Below are 15541 nucleotides of genomic sequence, written 5' to 3'. Positions count from 1 at the left end.
GTCAGGCTATCCTTTTGCCGTCTTGGCCGAAATACCGGCAATGGGCCGGGTTCATGTAGAAGCTGTGGTCTTCACCCACCTGATAGGGATGGACACCCGAGGCCAGGGATACCCACGCCTCATCCCCATGTTGGAAGTGCGCGCTGGAATCCGAGCCCGAAAGCTCGGTCACGATGACACGCCCGGTCAGTTCCACGTCGGCGTCGGAAGAGCGGAACGGGGTCACCCGGTGCGGACGCACGGCGACCAAGTAGTCACCATCGGCTATATCGGTGACTTTCCAGCCACCACCGCCGACCAATTGCGCCTGCGCTTCAGACACAGTGATGCGCGCCACATTGATGGGCGGGTCAGAGAACACACGAGCTGCAGAGATGTTCTCGGGGTTGCGATAGATATCTGAGGTGGGGCCAAATTGGGTGACGCGCCCGTCCTCCATCAAGGCGGTGTAGCCGCCAAGCATCAACGCCTCTTCCGGTTCCGACGTGGCATAGACGACCACTGCCCCGCGCCCAGCGAACAGGTCGGGCAATTGTTCACGCAGTTCTTCACGCAGCTTGTAATCGAGGTTGGCCAGTGGTTCGTCAAGAAACACCGCGCGGCTTTCCTTTGCAATCGCGCGGGCCAGTGCTGTACGCTGCTGTTGGCCGCCTGACAACTCATGCGGACGGCGCTGCAGCATTGGGCGTAACTGCAGCAAGTCGGCGGCCTCTTCGACACGGCCTTCGATTTCGGATTTTGCCATCCCCGCCACGCGTAAGGGCGAGGCGATGTTGTCGAAAACGGTCATATGCGGGTAGTTCACGAAGAACTGGTGTACCAAACTGATCTGCCGCTTTTGCGTGTTCAGCTTGGTGACGTCCTGCCCGTCCATCAGAACTTTGCCCGAGGCGATCGGGTCCAGCCCGGCCATCATCTTGATCAGCGAGGTTTTGCCCGACCCCGTAGCGCCCAACAGCACATTGAAATGGCCAGTCTTGAGCGTCAGGTTCGTAGGCTTGATATGGATGACATTGCCAACCCGTTTGGTGGCGTCTCTAAGTTCGATCATGTCCGTGGGTTCCGGTCCTTCAGTGCGTCGCACTGGCCTTGGGGTGGGGATGCCGCACACGGCACCCCCGGTTTCGTTTGCTTACTGAGACTGCCAGCGCTGAACCAATTCGTCATAGTTGACGGTCTGGCCCTGCGGCTTTTCGTTCTCAAGCTTGGCCTTGGGCGAGCCCGGCTTTTCCAACCAGAAGGCGGCATCCTGCGGCTCGTTCAGACGCGGACCACAGCCACCGTAGACACCGGCGCTTTCGTCAGCGGCCTGCATTCGGGCCATAGTGATGTCCATCTCTTCTGCCAGACGGTCCATCGCCTCTTGCGGGGTGAAGGCGCCCGAGTTCACGTCACCGATCTGCTGCCACCAGATCTGGGCCAGCTTCGGATAGTCCGGCACGTTGATGCCGGTCGGTGACCATGCCACACGGTCGGGTGAGCGGTAGAACTCGACCAGACCACCCAGCTTGGGTGCGCGCTCGGTGAACGACTCGTGGTTGACCGAGCTGTCGCGGATGAAGGTTAGGCCCACATGGGATTTCTTCACGTCGACAGTCTTGGACGTCACGAATTGGGCATAGAGCCAAGCCGCCTGAGCACGATCCGCAGGCGTCGACTTCAGGAAGGTCCACGACCCCACGTCCTGATAACCAACCTTCTGGCCTTCTTCCCAATAGGGGCCGTGCGGGCTGGGCGCCATCCGCCACAGCGGCGTGCCTTCGTCATCCACGGTGTTGTTGCCTTCGGACTTCGGCTTCACCATGTCTGCGGTGAAGGCGGTGTACCAGAAGATCTGCTGAGCCACGTTGCCTTGGCTAAGCGCTGGCAACGACTGGTAGAAGTCGTAAGACGCCGCACCTGGAGGCGCATACGCTCGTAGCCATTCATCCCACTTGCGGATCGCATAGACCGCAGCGGGACCGTTTGCGGCACCGCCGCGTGAAACGGACGCACCGACCGGGTTACAGGTGCCCGCTTCCATGCGGATGCCCCATTCGTCGACGGGAACGCCGTTCGGTTCACCCACGTCACCGGCGCCGGCCATCGACAGCCAGGCGTCAGTCATGCGCCAGCCGAGGTCAGGCGCGCGCTTACCATAATCCATGTGGCCATAGATCGTGGTGCCATCGACTTCTTTCACGTCATTGGTGAAGAACTCGGCGATGTCTTCGTAGGCTGACCAGTTGACCGGAACGCCTAGATCATAGCCGTATTTCTCTTTGAACGCGGCTTTGTTGGCTTCGTCATCGAACCAGTCCTTGCGGAACCAATATAGGTTCGCAAACTGCTGGTCGGGCAATTGATACAGCTTGCCATCAGGGCCGGTGGTGAACTGAATGCCCATGAAGTCATCCAGATCCAGCGTTGGCGAGGTTGTCGCCGCCCAATCACCTTCCATCATATCGGTCAGCGGATAGGCCAACTGCAGGCGCGAATGTGTCCCGATCAGGTCGCTGTCGTTGACATAGCCATCATACAGATTCCGTCCGGTTTGTAGCTGAGTCTGTACGGCCTGAACCACTTCGCCTTCGCCGAGAATCTGGTGATTGACCTTGATCCCGGTTATTTCCTCGAACGCCTTGGTCAGAACCTCGGATTCATAGGAATGCGTCGGGATACCCTCGGACAGGACATTGATTTCCATTCCCGAGTACGGTTGTGCAGCATCAATGAACCACTTCATTTCGGACAACTGTTCGTCCTTCGACAAGGTCGATGGCTGGAATTCGTCGTCGATCCAACGTTGTGCTGCGGCTTCGTCGGCCCAAGCAGGACCATGCCCCGCAATGACGGCCGCTGCCGCCACGGCGGAAAGTAGATGTCTCCGCATCTGTCTCCTCCCAAAGATTATGTGATCCGGTGCAGACCGGATGGCAAACAGCATCGATGATATTCGGCGCTGCTGTCAAACTAATTTTTTAGTAGAAAGGAAGAAGTATATCAACCCATTGTTTTACATCTATTATTACCGTTTACGTTGGAGGGTGAACTTCATGGATCACGCCAATTAGCATCAAATACGTGCGCTGCAAACGGCCCATTCCTTCCGTTCGACCCTGGTCACCTTCTCGCGGTGCTGACCGTCAAAGCTGTCGTTCGCTGCAATCGCGAAGCTGGAAAGTAGACGATGGTCTGGGGAACGGCTCTGAGCGGAGATGTAACTTTAACGGACGATGTTGCAGCTTAACCCAACAGACCTGCCATCTATGGATTGTGGTTTCGTCAGGACCCAAGGGCGGGTGCTGATTTGGATGGCCTTTGTGTACTTCGAATATCTCACGTGCAAACTATCATACCAGCTCGAACATCTGATCAGTCGGACTTGGTGATCTCCAATGCTTGTTCCCTTAGCCAATTGATCGCTGGATTGAAGCGGCTGCGCTCGTGGCGGACAAGAAAATAAGGGAAGCCACAACTCGGCCGAAACGGAGCTGAACAAAGAGAGGTCAATTTCTGGACTTGCTTTGCCAGCCGCTTGGGGACAGCTGCAACTGCATCCGTCTGTCCTACCAAAAAAGGTAATGTGGTGAAGTAAGGCTGCTGGAACACAGCATTCGAACCATCTCCTTTTTCCCTCATGATCGTATCGGGTTTCAGACCCAAAGTGCCCGGAAAACTGAACTCGATTAACCGGTAAGCCGAAACGTCTTGCGGAGTAAGTGCCCGTTTTGATGACGCATGTTCTTCAAGCGGATGGCCTTGTCGGAACAGGATTTCGTAGGTTTCATCAAATAGCTTCTGAACAAGCAAATCGTTCCTGGCATCCAAATCCGCGTATAGCAGCAGATCAATTGCTCCTTTTTCCAAATCGGTAAAGCTTTGCGGCACCAGTGGCGAGACATCGAACCTTATTGCTGGTGCGGTAACGGCAAAGACCTCCATCATGGGTCCCAGGACAGCCGCGACGCCGTAATCTGTCGAAGCGATGCGGTAGCAATAGTTGGACTGTGCTGGATCAAAGGCGGAAGGCTGGAAGACGTCAGCTATCGCTGACAGGGCAGCATCGACCGGTTCATTCAAGCCCAGAGCATGATCCGTTAATTGGTATCCGGACTGCGTTCGGATCAGCACCGGATCTCCAATAAGGTCGCGTACCCGGGCGAGTATTCGACTGGCGGCGGGCTGGCTGATCCCCAGATGTATTGCCGTGCGTGTCACGCTGCTTGTGCGAAGCAGGAGCTGTAGGAACCGTAGAGTCCTAACATCCAGAGAAGTTAAAATGTCATTCATTTTTTGCATGCTAATCATGCTATTTGCGTCATCCCAATTATGCCCGTCGCGAGTTAACTGACAAGTGAAGCTTAACCGGGCGCCCCCCCAGATCGGGGCGCTCGATCCAAGATCGTTTGGTTGTCGAGACCATCAAACTGTATTCGAAAGGGCAGCAGCTGTGATTACACGACGCATGTTCAACTCAATCGCGATTGCAACATCCATGAGCGGAGCTTTCACCTCCCGCGCTAGCACAGCGGAGGCATCCGGTGACCTAGATCAATCGGCATTTGGCTCTTATGATGTTGAAACAGTGTCCTTTGACAGCTCTGGGGAAACCCTTGTTGGAAAGTTGTTGAGACCTGCTTCGGAAGGACTTCACCCGGCAGCTGTGATCATCGGCCCTGTTGCATTCGTCAAGGAACAGTCACCGGTGCAATATGCAACCCGCCTGGCATCGCGCGGGCTGGCCGTTCTGATATTCGATCCACGCTATCACGGAGAAAGCTCGGGCACACCCCGACGCTACGAGTCTGGTGAAGCCAAGGTTGAAGACTGCCAAGCTGCCCTTGGTTTTCTCGCAAACCAAGAAGGCATCGACGCAAACCGGCTTCATCTTCTCGGGATTTGTCAGGGCGTCAACTGGGCGATTGAAACAGCGGTGACAGACGGTCGCGTGGCCTCTCTCGGGGTTGTCGCGGGCCACTATCTAACTGAGGAAACTGCCAGAATGTACCTTGGCAGTGATGCCGAGGTTGAAGCACGCATAGATCGCGCGGCCAAAGCAGCCACCGAATTCGAAAAAACGGGGGAAGCAAGCTACATCCCGATCGTCGGCTCTGAGGATGCCCTTCTGACCGCAACTGCCATCGCAGACTGGTACCTACCATGGGATAACAGGGCCCCTTGGCTGACTTTCAAAGGGGGTTGGGAAAACCGCATCACCGCGATGAGCGAAGCTGGCATTTGGGGCTGGCGGATCGACGAAACAGCCCCTCAACTGAACCTGCCTGTATTGATGATCCATGGCGACAGAGCTGCAAGCGGTCAGGTCATTCCCCGCCGCATTTTTGAAGAAATCGCGTCAGAAAAGAAGACGCTGTATTGGATCGACGGCGCCAACCAGCTTCAGTTTTACGAAGACCCGTTGATCATTGATGCCGCCGTCAATGCTCTGGCTCCGCACTTTCTTGCCTCCAATTGAACCCTTTGATGCAAACCGCTCGGTTCATTGACGCCGCCCCGGAACAATCATTGCCGGAAAAACGGGCGGCAACATCAAAGCATAGATACACCGGAGAATTATTTGAGATGAAAGTTCTTTCGTTATTGGTCACTTGCACCACGGCCTTCCCTGTTGTCGCCGAACAGGAGCTGCCGCCCTTTACCGAAGCCGTTTTGCCGATGGGAAATGATGTCTATGCCGTATCGATTGGACCGGGTGGGCCAGATGAAGAGTTCAGCTCAGACGCCACTAACGGCGGGCTCTACAAGCTCACTCCTGATGGCGTGTCCGAAGAAATCAAACTCTCAGATGGGCAAGGTCTTCGTAACCCAACAGGAATGGTGCGTTCCGGCAACCAGATTGTCATTGTGGATGGCAATGAGGTCATTTCTACCGCTTCGGATGGCACGGTAAACTGGCGTCAGGCTCTCGATGACGATGGTGTTTTTCTCTACGATATCGAAGCCCTCGACGACGACACCCTTCTTGTGAGTGATTTTGGGCGCGGCGCATTCCTATCGGTCGCAGCCCAAACCGGACAAATTCAACCTCACCTCGGCGATTTGCGCATCAGTGGTCTCGCCCGCTTTGCAATCGCAGAGACAGGTATTTACGCTGTGTCCTGGGGTAGCGACGACGCCTGGGACAGCGCTTTGTATTGGGTTCCGCATTCAGGCAACGGAGATACTGCGGTAGCTGTTTCAACCGGCTTTGGTAGCTTGGAATCCGTTGAAGTCGTGCACGGCACAGTTGTTGTCGGGGGTTACCGAGGCCACGAGAAATACCCGAATGCGAGGCTCTTGCGCGTTGAAACTGATGGGTCCGTAGATCCACTGAGCGTCGGGTCTCATTCGCGTGGGATTTCCGATATACTCTTCGATGGGTGGTCGATTTGGCTGAGCTATTTCTATGACGCATCCTATGCGGAGTTGCCGTCTCAGACGGTGAAAAGTCTCGACCAATAGACGCACGCACTCCGGTTTTCATGGCGCCTGGCTTCCGCAGTAGCATATGGTCGGGGAGCTAACTAGCGGTCCAAAGCGGCCACTGGACATGCTGCAATGGCAGCGCACTTCCAGACATTCGCTACAGACGCGTAATGCTCACGCTGCAGGTGGTCACGTTAATTGTTTCCCATTGCGTGCTTTAGATATCACGTTCGTTCGAGTGTTAGTCTTTTGATGTCAGATTATGGCAGCCGATCACGCCTGCATATTTCATCGCTTACAAATTTCTCCACCCATTGATCAACCCAACCGCCGCGTCTGCATAGCTCCTTGGGAACTGGTCGGATGTCCGGGCTTTCATGATCGTATGAAGTCCCAGCAACAGGCCGATCAGCAGCTTTGCCGCCTCATCCGGGTCAACATCGATGTGCACGGTCCCTTCAATTTTGGCGCGGCTGAGGATCGCAGCAAACCTTCTTTCCAAGGCGGTGAGGTATCTCTCGATTCGGGCATTCACCTCGGGGTCAGTGCGGTGAAACGAACTGATCGAATTGAAGGCAAGGCACCCCGCATCCTCGATCTTCGGCATACTTTCTGCCGAGGCGATACCCTGGAACCAATCGCTGAGGTCATTCAGCGAATAGGTGTCGGGGTCGGGGAAGTGCCGAGCCTCGGCATTGTCCAGATAAGTATCAAGTGTCTTTAGGAAGAACTTCTCTTTTCCGCCATAGGTGGTTTGCAGTGTGAACCGAGTTAGCCCGGTCTCCTGCTCCAGTTCCCGCGTGCTGGCACCATGGTATCCCCGCCGCCAAAACAGGTCCAAAGCGCCTGCCACAGCACTGTCGTGATCCGTCTTGCGTTTGCGCGCCACAGATTTCTCCTTGCTTTTTCTATCCGCATGGATAGTAATAAATTCCTATCCACTTGGATAGCATTGCGGGCGCGCGGCTGCAAATGCCGCGTGGCCCCACGTCAAACGGAGACCTGACATGACCGCCATCGACCCGACAACCGGGGCCTCAAAGCCCGTAACACTGCGCGCCATCTTCATTCTGAACGCGCTGAAAATCCTGCAGGCCCTTGGCTTCTTCGCCGCGTTCAAATTCTACGTGCTGCAGGTCGGAGAACTGGCAGGCCCCCAAGCCGCCAACCTGATGCTCTATACGATGCTGGGATATATGGTGACTTTTGCCTGCATCATCGCATCCATTCTCAGGCGCAGCCTGGTCGGTATCCGCGCAGCGATTGCCGTTGATTTTCTGGTCTCGATCCCGGCAACGGCGGTCATCGGCTTTATCATCGCGATCATCAGCTTGGGCCTGACTTTTACGGCCTCTGTCCGCTCCTATTTCGCCTATCGCGGCTGAGGTGTTCAGATGAGTCACCCAAACACGATCGACGGCCAATGTATCTGTGGCTCGGTGCGCTATCGGGTGCGGGAAAACATGGCCGCCTTCAAACTCTGCTATTGCAGCTTCTGCCAGAAGGCCTCGGGCTCGGCCCATGTTGCGAATGCGTTCACCACGCCCGATCAGATCGAATGGCTGGAAGGCAAAAACATGCTGACCACCTTCGACGTGCCCAATTCCCAAGTACGCCGGGTGTTCTGCCGGAACTGCGGGACGACGCTGCCATTCGAGACTCAAAACGGCAAGATTCTGATTGTCCCCGTTGGCAGCTTGTCCTGCCCGCCGTCCCAACCCGTCAACGCGATCGTTGGCTGGTCGTCCCGACCTGCGTGGTATGGTGAGGCGCTGGGCCTGATCGAAGAGACTTGCAATGCAGAAAGAGTGGCTCAATGAGTACCGAACAAGAGATCTCAGCCGACTTCCCGTTTGACTCGAAATATGTCGAGGTGAATGGGCAGCGCATTCACTATGTCGAGGAAGGCGACGGCTCGCCGGTTCTGTTTCTGCACGGCAATCCCACCTCGTCTTATCTGTGGCGCAACATCATTCCCTATGCCGCCGGGCAGGGCCGCGCTATCGCGATGGATCTGATCGGTATGGGCAAATCGGATAAGCCGGATATTCCCTACCGCTTTGTCGACCACGTTCCCTACGTTGACGGATTCATCGAGGCGCTGGGGTTAGAGGACGTAACGCTCGTCATTCATGACTGGGGCTCGGCATTGGGGTTTCACTATGCGCACCGACATCCCGAGAACATCCGCGGCATCGTGTTCATGGAGGGCGTGGTCCGCCCGATGAGTTGGGCGGGATTTCCGCCCGATTTCCGCACCGGGTTTCGCTTGATGCGGACGCCGGGTCTGGGATGGATGATGATCTCGGGCCTGAATATGTTCGTCGAGAAAATCCTGCCAAGCGCCATAGTACGTGATCTGGCACCGCAAGAAATGTCGCAGTACCGTGCGCCCTTTCCCACAGCACGAAGTCGCAAGCCGGTTCGTGTGTGGCCTTGCGAGATTCCGATCGATGGCACGCCTTCTGACGTTCATGAGATCGTCAGCGCCTACAGCCGTTGGTTGGGAGAAACGCAAACCCCGATGCTGATGTTCCACGCCACGCCCGGAGGCACCATCGGGACAAAAGAGGTCGCCTGGTGCCATCAGACCATCCAGAACCTCGAAGCGGTGGATATCGGCAAAGGCATTCATTTCCTACAGGAAGATAACCCCCATCTGATCGGAGAAAAGCTGGAGGAGTGGTTGGCGCGATTGCCCGCATGACCCCGTGCTGCCACGTGTAGCGGCTGAGCCGTATACATAAATCAGATTTCCTGATTTTATGCTTTAACTATCACCCAATACGTTCAAAGGCCAAACACCGGAGGGAAACCCTGTTGAATCTGACGACCCCCATCCCTTTGATTCTAGCGGCTGTACTGCCCGCCTTTCTGGACCGGTGCTCCGGGTCTGATACCAGCGTCGCTTTGGGCGTATTGGCGCGCGACCGGGTGGCCTTGACCGCGACAGCCAGCGAAATCGTCGTCGATTTGCCTATTGCCGAAGGTGCCGTGGTCAAGGCAGGCGACACGCTGGTTCAGCTTGATCCAACATTGCAAAGCTCAAAACTGGCACTGGCGCAGGCTGAACTGGAAAAGGCGCAGGCCACGCTTCTGAAGCTGCAGGTGGGGCCGCGAGAGGAGGAGATTGCGATAGCCGAGGCCAAAGTCGCGGGCGCTGTTGCACGCCTTGCCGATGCCGAAGCCATCTATGACCGAAACGCCAGACTGGTCGAAAACTCGGTCGTGACCGAAGCGCAGGTAGCAAATGATCTGGCCCTGCGCGATTCCGCGCGAGCTGAACTGGCCAGCGCTCAGGAATCGCTTAAAGAGTTGCAGAACGGGACCAGACCCGAAGACCTGGCGGTTGCCGAAGCCAACGTACGGGCCGCCGAAGCGTTGGTTTCCGCCGAGCAAACAGTTCTGGACGACTTGACGGTTACGGCCACCCGCGACGGCGTGCTGGATTCCCTACCGTGGAATTTGGGCGAGCGGGTAACATCCGGCAGCCCGGTTGCCGTGATGGTCACGGGCCAGACGCCTTACGCGCGCGTCTATGTGCCCGAGCCGCATCGCGTCAATCTGAAACCCGGCGACACGCTGGAAGTACGCATTGACGGGCTGGCCGATCCGCTGGACGGCGTGATCCGCTGGATCAGCGACGACGCGTCCTTCACCCCCTATTACGGATTGAACAAGGACGACCGCACGCGCCTTGTGTATTTGGCCGAGATTGACTTGCCCACTGCGACACCCGACCTGCCCGCCGGAGTGCCAGTGCAGGTCCCCATGCCATGAGTGAAATCGTCGTCTCGACGCAGGGGCTGACCCGTCGGTTTGGGGAAAACACCGCAGTCAACAATCTGGACCTCGAAATCCGAACGGGCCAGATATACGGGTTTCTCGGCCCCAACGGCTGCGGCAAGACAACTACCATGCGCATGCTGACCGGCCTACTGACCCCCAGCAGCGGGGCAATTTCGGTTTTGGGCCGATCAATGCCCGAAGCGGCTGAGCCGTTAAAAAATGAGATCGGGTACATGACCCAGATCTTCTCGTATTACCGCGACCTGACAGTGCTGGAGAACCTTCGGTTCGCGGCAGAAGTTTATGGCATTCCAGTGAAGTCGGCCAAGGACCGAATTGAAGAACTGCTGCACACCTATGACCTGACAACCAACATTGATCAGCTCAGCGGCAGCATGAGCGGCGGGCAAAGACAAAAACTCGCCCTTGCAGCGACCGTCATGCACCGACCAAAACTGTTGTTTCTGGATGAACCGACCTCGGCCGTTGACCCAGAAACCCGACGCACTTTCTGGGAACAGCTGTTCGATCTGGTCGATCAGGGCGCGACGATGATCGTCTCGACCCATTTCATGGACGAGGCCGAACGCTGCCACCGGTTGGCGATCTTGCAACACGGGGTGAAGAAGGCGGACGGCTCTCCGCGTGAGTTGATGGATGATCTGCAGGCCGATGTTGTCGAAGTTGAAGGCCCGGACCTGCGCAAGGTCAAACACGCGTTGGACGTCCAGCCCATGATCCTGTCGACCGCGCAAGTCGGATCGCGGCTGCGTGTGCTGGTGGACAAATCCGAACCTCAGCCGGTGGACATGTTGCGCGGCCAACTTGCTGCGTTTCCCGACCTGTCCCTGACCCCGCAGCGACCAAATCTGGAAGACGTGTTCGTCAGCGCCACACGGGGGCCAAAACAGTGATCTCGCCACGCCGCATCGCTGCTGTATTGAAGAAAGAGCTGCTACAACTTCGGCGGGATCGGATGACCTTTGCCATGGTGATTATGATCCCCCTGATCCAACTGCTGCTGTTTGGCTATGCGATCAACACCAACCTGCGCCATGTGCCTGTCGCACTGGTGGACAAGTCCGGAACCGAGTTGTCCCGAACATTGGCGCAGATCGTTCAGGCCACGCAGGTCGTAACCATCACCGAACATCTAACAACCCCACAAGAAGCCGAGCGCGCGATCACTGAATCCCGCGTGCGCGCCGCGCTTATCATCCCATCAGACGTCAGCCAACGCCTTGCCCGAAGCCCGTCTGTCGGGCTGGGCCTGCCCAACGCAACGGACAAGACCAGCAGCCGACCGGTTGCCCATTGGATCGTCGATGGCTCGGACACGATGGTGGCCAGCGCAATCAAATCCCTGCGCACGATGCCTTTGACAGAACTGCTGAAACAACCACCAAACCGGCAGGTGCCTACCTTCGAGGTGACGCTTTACTTCAACCCTGAACAGCGATCAGCAGTCAATATCGTGCCAGGTCTTGTCGGCGTGATCCTGACCATGACGATGATCCTGTTCACTTCAGCCGCCATCGTCCGCGAACGCGAACGGGGCAATATGGAGATGCTGATCAACACCCCGATCAAATCGATCGAACTGATGATCGGGAAGATCATCCCCTATATCTTTCTGGGCCTGATACAGGTCGCAATCATCCTCGGCCTCGGGCATGTCCTTTTCGATGTCCCGATAAACGGCGGATTGGGCACTTTGCTTGTGGTGACTTTGTTGTTCATCATCGCCAGCCTGTCGCTTGGGCTGGTGATTTCCACGCTTGCGCAGAACCAATTGCAATCAATGCAGATGACTATCTTTGTTCTGCTGCCATCGATCCTGATGTCGGGCTTTATGTTCCCCTTCGACGGCATGCCGCGACCAGTCCAGATGATTGCTCAGGTTCTGCCCGCCACTCATTTTATGGACATGATCCGCGGCGTGGTCCTGCGTGACGCGTCGCTATACGAGTTGCGCTGGGGAATTCTCTGGATGATTGGATTTGCGGCATTCGGATTGTTGGCGGCCACTTTAAGGTTCAAGAAACGGTTGGGTTGAAGGCGGCCCAGAGCCGCCGTCCGTGCGGGATTTGAATGCTGCATTGAGGCTTCCCAGAATCGGGAATTGAAAGACCTCTGTTGAAAACTAAACAACTCGGGGCGCAACCGCAGCCTCATCCGAGCAACGTACGCATCTCACCGTTTTCAAGAACAGCAGTACGACGAGGATCGTGCATCGCAGTTTGAAGCATGGCATGAGCCAATTCATCGGAAGTTACACCGATGGACGGCATCAGCCTTTGGAGCGGTTTGAGAAGATAATCACCCTTCTTCCACGTGTTCCTCGGCCCCAACGGCGCAATATAGCCTGGACGAAAGGCGAATTTCCTTTCGAGGTCAGATGCAAATAGCTTGCTCTCCGCTTCGCCCTTAATCTTCAAAGCAAAGGACATGCCGCCGCCAACAGACCCAGCGCCTTGAGCGGAAAACAAGCAGAACGTCACACCGGGCGCAGACCTCTCGCAAGCCACCAGCAAAGCGCGCATCCAATCGACTGTGATTTCCTCGTATTCTGTTCGACTGACGCGCGCGGAATAAGTGGCAAGGCAATGGAAGACGGTGTCGATGCCATCAAGATAGGCTTCGATGGCTTGGGTATCGCCGAATGCTGCAAACCTCACATCGGTCAGCTTTGGTTGATTCATATTGCATGGCCTACGCCCAAGTGACACGATTTCGCGCGCAGTTTTTTCGTTCAGCAATGCCGCAAGTACCGAGGAACCCACCATCCCCGTCGCACCGGTCAGCAAGACGCGTCCAAGTGGTCGTGTTGTCTTGTCAGGTGGATTGGGCACGGCGCTCTGCCTCGGCTTTCAAGCCGCGATTGAAAGCTTGGTAACCTTCCACATACATCTTTGCCAATCGTCCGCCCATCAGGAAAGTGATGCCCCCCATGATTTCATCGGATTGTAAGAAGCGAGTTTTGCCACCCTCCAACGGCTCAACACAAAAGTGGTGGTGATCGCGAATGCCACCCAGCCCCTTCTCAGCCCAGAAAAACTCCGTCCCCTGCACGACCGAGATGGTATGATCCAAGGTGGTCAGTTTCTCCTTTGATGAATCAAGCTGAAAGTCTACGGTGATTGTCGATCCATCCTTGATCTCTCCGTGGATGCCCACAAGGAACGCCGCCCAGTCCTTGTAGTTTGGCGTGTCGGTCAACACCGACCAGACCACGTCCGGCGGCGCATCGATCACAATATCGGTGTGGATTTTGTAATGTGAGAGGCTCACTTTTTCCGATGATCCGGTTTCCATGACAATCCTTCCTTTGAGGTCTCAGGCGTTCTGTGGTGATACGCGATCCCCGCCCTGAATTGTGATCTGCCCAAAACGATCCCGCATGCGCTTGGATCGAAAAAGGTAGATCGAGATGATGATGTAATTGACCCATTCCTGGGCGAAGTTCCGGTAGCGATCCGGATTTTCCAACATGTCTAAGGATTGCACAGCACACATCGTGGCAAGCGCGGTGAACATGACCAGCATGGCAATCGGAGTGACGCTCCAGCGCAGGACGTATCCGGCCAGATAAGTGGCACCCGAAGCGGTGATCAAAATCCAATGGAGAGTTTGCATGCCCGGCGGAAAGGTCGCGTTTTGCAAAGGCATAAGCGGCGCCAGCCCGGTGAAGTATTCAAGAAACCCGAGAAGTCCCCAGCCCAACATGATAGCTGAGGCGAGCACGATCAGATACTCGAAACCCCGCGAGAGTCGCTGCATGAACCTGTTCATCCCCGTCCCTCAGATCGTGAATGTCTGGTCGGTCATCTCTTCCGAGAGACGCCACAAACGTTCGGTCAAACCGTAGTCTTCGCAAATTGGATTGCGGATCGCGATCCCGGTCTTGCCACTCATTTCTTCGGGGCCTGTAGGGCCGTAGTACTCGCCGCCTTTGACCTGATCAGACAAAGCGGCGAACAGAGATGGCCTCGCAGCGTCTTCATTGGAGTGCAGAAGTTGTTCGACTTGTGCCTTCATGTTAGCGCGCGTTTCTTCGTCCAAATCGTTGAACAGACTGGAATCCGACCCGCCCGGATGCACAGTTAGCGACTTCAGCAACTTGCCCGAAGCCTTGAGTTGACGGTCCAGTTCGTCGCCGAACAGAAGGCAGGCGAGCTTTGATTGACCGTAAGCGACACCACCGTCCCGGTCGCATGTAAGATCGTCAAAGTGAATGTTCGCGTTCTTGTGGGCGATACTGGAAAGCGAGACGATCCGCGATGCGGGGTCGTCCAGGAACATGTCGATCAGCAGTGCGGTCAGCAGAAAATGTCCCAGGTGGTTGATTGCGAATTGCAACTCGACACCATCAGCATTTGTTTGAGCTGAGTAAAGCAGAATACCCGCGTTGTTTATCAGCACATCCAGCTTGGAGTACCGGGCGCGGAAAGCCTCAGCGAACGCGCGAACCGAAGTCAAATCACTTAAGTCCAGTACGAGGATGTCGATTGATGCGGAAGGAATGAATCCGCGCGAGAACGTTTGCTTTGGCGGCTGCGGCCTTTTCAAGGCTGCGGCACGCCATGACGACGTGAAAACCTGCTTCGGCCATACCGACTGTCGTTTCAAACCCGATTCCATTGTTTGCACCGGTGACGATCGCGACTTTTCCAGATTGTTTAGACATCTAGCATCCTGACAAATTGACATATTGTGAGTGATTGTCAATGTTGACACTAAGTGCTCATTTGTCAATATGTAAATCATGGAAGATCGCTACGACTATATCCTCGAAGCCGCGAAGCAGCTTTTTCTTCGCTACGGCGTGAAGCGAACGGGCATGAACGACATCGCCCATGAAGCGGGCATCTCGCGGCAAACACTATACAAAGCATTCGCAAACAAGGATGAGGTGCTGCAGGCTACGATCCGGTCGCTGGCAGACAGAGTCGTTCTGGATATCGAGGCCGGTCTTAAAAAAGCTGACGGACTTGGAGCACAACTTGATATCGTCTTCAAATATGCCGTCATTGAGCACTATGATTTCTTGCAGTCTTCGCCCAATGCCGAGGACATCATCGCTGGCGTAACTTCGACAAGTCAGAATGAGCTGGAGGCCGGCGCAAAGCGAAACACCGAGATCATCGCGCGTGTCCTGGAGCCGTATTCGAGTGCGATTGAAAGCTGTGACCTGACTGTTGATCAGTACGCGGATTTTATCCAGCGCACTTCAACAGCGGCCAAGTACAGCGCAAAGAACAAGAAACACTTGATCGGATTGCTGTCCGCTTTGCGAATGTCGGCGTTGAAAGTCACCAGCAGCGTTCAGACGGGCTAGGCCCAT

The 15541-nt window shown here is 55.8% G+C and carries 18 protein-coding genes; 9 read left to right on the top strand and 9 right to left on the bottom strand.

Annotated features, from left to right (window positions below):
* Position 1: 1 nt before the first annotated feature.
* From ACR0NM_RS16525 to ACR0NM_RS16515, 3 genes are all read right to left on the bottom strand, one after another.
* Complete coding sequence (locus tag ACR0NM_RS16525) at positions 2-1051, bottom strand: ABC transporter ATP-binding protein (protein WP_480562598.1); 1050 nt, start codon at positions 1049-1051, stop codon at positions 2-4.
* An 81-nt stretch (positions 1052-1132) separates the two neighbouring features.
* Entirely contained in the window at positions 1133-2872 is a 1740-nt protein-coding gene (locus ACR0NM_RS16520; RefSeq protein WP_170424638.1) for an ABC transporter substrate-binding protein, read from the bottom strand.
* Positions 2873-3354: 482 nt separating this feature from the next.
* Positions 3355-4272: a LysR family transcriptional regulator gene (locus ACR0NM_RS16515; RefSeq protein WP_480615749.1), complete on the bottom strand. Its 918-nt coding sequence runs from the start codon at positions 4270-4272 to the stop codon at positions 3355-3357.
* Between the two features lie 337 nt (positions 4273-4609).
* Here ACR0NM_RS16515 and ACR0NM_RS16510 point away from each other — a divergent pair, with 337 nt between their 5' ends.
* Together ACR0NM_RS16510 and ACR0NM_RS16505 are read left to right on the top strand one after the other, a co-directional pair.
* Positions 4610-5458: an alpha/beta hydrolase gene (locus tag ACR0NM_RS16510; protein ID WP_480562596.1), complete on the top strand. Its 849-nt coding sequence runs from the start codon at positions 4610-4612 to the stop codon at positions 5456-5458.
* Between the two features lie 107 nt (positions 5459-5565).
* On the top strand, positions 5566-6444 hold the full coding sequence (locus tag ACR0NM_RS16505) for a hypothetical protein (protein ID WP_170392840.1): 879 nt from the start codon (positions 5566-5568) through the stop codon (positions 6442-6444).
* A gap of 259 nt (positions 6445-6703) precedes the next feature.
* On the opposite strand, the gene ACR0NM_RS16500 is transcribed toward ACR0NM_RS16505, so the two are convergent.
* A complete protein-coding gene (locus ACR0NM_RS16500) occupies positions 6704-7297 on the bottom strand; it encodes a TetR/AcrR family transcriptional regulator (protein ID WP_480615747.1) in 594 nt (197 codons plus the stop codon).
* A gap of 118 nt (positions 7298-7415) precedes the next feature.
* Here ACR0NM_RS16500 and ACR0NM_RS16495 point away from each other — a divergent pair, with 118 nt between their 5' ends.
* The 6 genes from ACR0NM_RS16495 (at position 7416) to ACR0NM_RS16470 (ending at position 12253) form a co-directional block, all read left to right on the top strand.
* A complete protein-coding gene (locus ACR0NM_RS16495; RefSeq protein WP_480615745.1) occupies positions 7416-7793 on the top strand; it encodes a hypothetical protein in 378 nt (125 codons plus the stop codon).
* A 9-nt stretch (positions 7794-7802) separates the two neighbouring features.
* Positions 7803-8228: a GFA family protein gene (locus ACR0NM_RS16490; RefSeq protein ID WP_170392837.1), complete on the top strand. Its 426-nt coding sequence runs from the start codon at positions 7803-7805 to the stop codon at positions 8226-8228.
* A complete protein-coding gene (locus tag ACR0NM_RS16485; protein ID WP_170818983.1) occupies positions 8225-9115 on the top strand; it encodes a haloalkane dehalogenase in 891 nt (296 codons plus the stop codon). Before ACR0NM_RS16490 ends, ACR0NM_RS16485 begins: the two co-directional genes overlap by 4 nt.
* A gap of 113 nt (positions 9116-9228) precedes the next feature.
* Positions 9229-10188 (top strand): HlyD family secretion protein, encoded by a 960-nt coding sequence (locus ACR0NM_RS16480; RefSeq protein ID WP_480503697.1) that lies wholly within the window; start codon positions 9229-9231, stop codon positions 10186-10188.
* The gene (locus ACR0NM_RS16475; RefSeq protein ID WP_480615743.1) at positions 10185-11111 is read left to right on the top strand and encodes an ABC transporter ATP-binding protein; all 927 of its coding nucleotides are present in this window, start codon (positions 10185-10187) and stop codon (positions 11109-11111) included. Before ACR0NM_RS16480 ends, ACR0NM_RS16475 begins: the two co-directional genes overlap by 4 nt.
* Entirely contained in the window at positions 11108-12253 is a 1146-nt protein-coding gene (locus ACR0NM_RS16470) for an ABC transporter permease (protein ID WP_170567367.1), read from the top strand. The genes ACR0NM_RS16475 and ACR0NM_RS16470 overlap by 4 nt, the downstream gene beginning before the upstream one ends.
* A 115-nt stretch (positions 12254-12368) precedes the next feature.
* Here the strand turns inward: ACR0NM_RS16470 and ACR0NM_RS16465 are convergent, their stop codons facing one another.
* Genes ACR0NM_RS16465 through ACR0NM_RS16445 form a run of 5 tightly spaced genes read right to left on the bottom strand, consistent with a single transcriptional unit; the run spans position 12369 to position 14884 of the window.
* Positions 12369-13004: an NAD-dependent epimerase/dehydratase family protein gene (locus ACR0NM_RS16465; RefSeq protein WP_480615741.1), complete on the bottom strand. Its 636-nt coding sequence runs from the start codon at positions 13002-13004 to the stop codon at positions 12369-12371.
* Between the two features lie 28 nt (positions 13005-13032).
* A complete protein-coding gene (locus ACR0NM_RS16460; RefSeq protein WP_480615739.1) occupies positions 13033-13512 on the bottom strand; it encodes an SRPBCC domain-containing protein in 480 nt (159 codons plus the stop codon).
* Between the two features lie 21 nt (positions 13513-13533).
* Positions 13534-13977 (bottom strand): hypothetical protein, encoded by a 444-nt coding sequence (locus ACR0NM_RS16455; protein ID WP_480615737.1) that lies wholly within the window; start codon positions 13975-13977, stop codon positions 13534-13536.
* Between the two features lie 21 nt (positions 13978-13998).
* Positions 13999-14676, bottom strand: a complete 678-nt coding sequence (locus ACR0NM_RS16450; RefSeq protein ID WP_480615735.1) for an SDR family NAD(P)-dependent oxidoreductase — start codon at positions 14674-14676, stop codon at positions 13999-14001.
* 1 nt (position 14677) lies between these two features.
* Positions 14678-14884 carry an SDR family NAD(P)-dependent oxidoreductase gene (locus tag ACR0NM_RS16445; protein ID WP_480615733.1) on the bottom strand — a complete coding sequence of 69 codons (207 nt, stop codon included), beginning with the start codon at positions 14882-14884 and terminating at the stop codon, positions 14678-14680.
* Positions 14885-14962: 78 nt separating this feature from the next.
* On the opposite strand from ACR0NM_RS16445, the gene ACR0NM_RS16440 reads away from it, so the two are divergent.
* Complete coding sequence (locus tag ACR0NM_RS16440; protein ID WP_170392829.1) at positions 14963-15535, top strand: TetR/AcrR family transcriptional regulator; 573 nt, start codon at positions 14963-14965, stop codon at positions 15533-15535.
* Positions 15536-15541 lie beyond the last annotated feature (6 nt).

It is taken from the genome of Ruegeria sp. AF2 (genome assembly GCF_056542025.1).
The sequence above is the reverse complement of the archived record's forward strand: the minus strand, read 5'-3'. Positions and strand labels throughout refer to the sequence as shown.

Bases quoted from the DNA above. Each gene is read 5' to 3' on its own strand.
- ACR0NM_RS16525 (WP_480562598.1), bottom strand. From the start codon at position 1,051: ATGATCGAACTTAGAGACGCCACCAAACGGGTTGGCAATGTCATCCAT.
- ACR0NM_RS16520 (WP_170424638.1), bottom strand. From the start codon at position 2,872: ATGCGGAGACATCTACTTTCCGCCGTGGCGGCAGCGGCCGTCATTGCG.
- ACR0NM_RS16515 (WP_480615749.1), bottom strand. From the start codon at position 4,272: ATGAATGACATTTTAACTTCTCTGGATGTTAGGACTCTACGGTTCCTA.
- ACR0NM_RS16505 (WP_170392840.1), top strand. From the start codon at position 5,566: ATGAAAGTTCTTTCGTTATTGGTCACTTGCACCACGGCCTTCCCTGTT.
- ACR0NM_RS16495 (WP_480615745.1), top strand. From the start codon at position 7,416: ATGACCGCCATCGACCCGACAACCGGGGCCTCAAAGCCCGTAACACTG.
- ACR0NM_RS16490 (WP_170392837.1), top strand. From the start codon at position 7,803: ATGAGTCACCCAAACACGATCGACGGCCAATGTATCTGTGGCTCGGTG.
- ACR0NM_RS16485 (WP_170818983.1), top strand. From the start codon at position 8,225: ATGAGTACCGAACAAGAGATCTCAGCCGACTTCCCGTTTGACTCGAAA.
- ACR0NM_RS16475 (WP_480615743.1), top strand. From the start codon at position 10,185: ATGAGTGAAATCGTCGTCTCGACGCAGGGGCTGACCCGTCGGTTTGGG.
- ACR0NM_RS16460 (WP_480615739.1), bottom strand. From the start codon at position 13,512: ATGGAAACCGGATCATCGGAAAAAGTGAGCCTCTCACATTACAAAATC.
- ACR0NM_RS16455 (WP_480615737.1), bottom strand. From the start codon at position 13,977: ATGCAGCGACTCTCGCGGGGTTTCGAGTATCTGATCGTGCTCGCCTCA.
- ACR0NM_RS16445 (WP_480615733.1), bottom strand. From the start codon at position 14,884: ATGTCTAAACAATCTGGAAAAGTCGCGATCGTCACCGGTGCAAACAAT.
- ACR0NM_RS16440 (WP_170392829.1), top strand. From the start codon at position 14,963: ATGGAAGATCGCTACGACTATATCCTCGAAGCCGCGAAGCAGCTTTTT.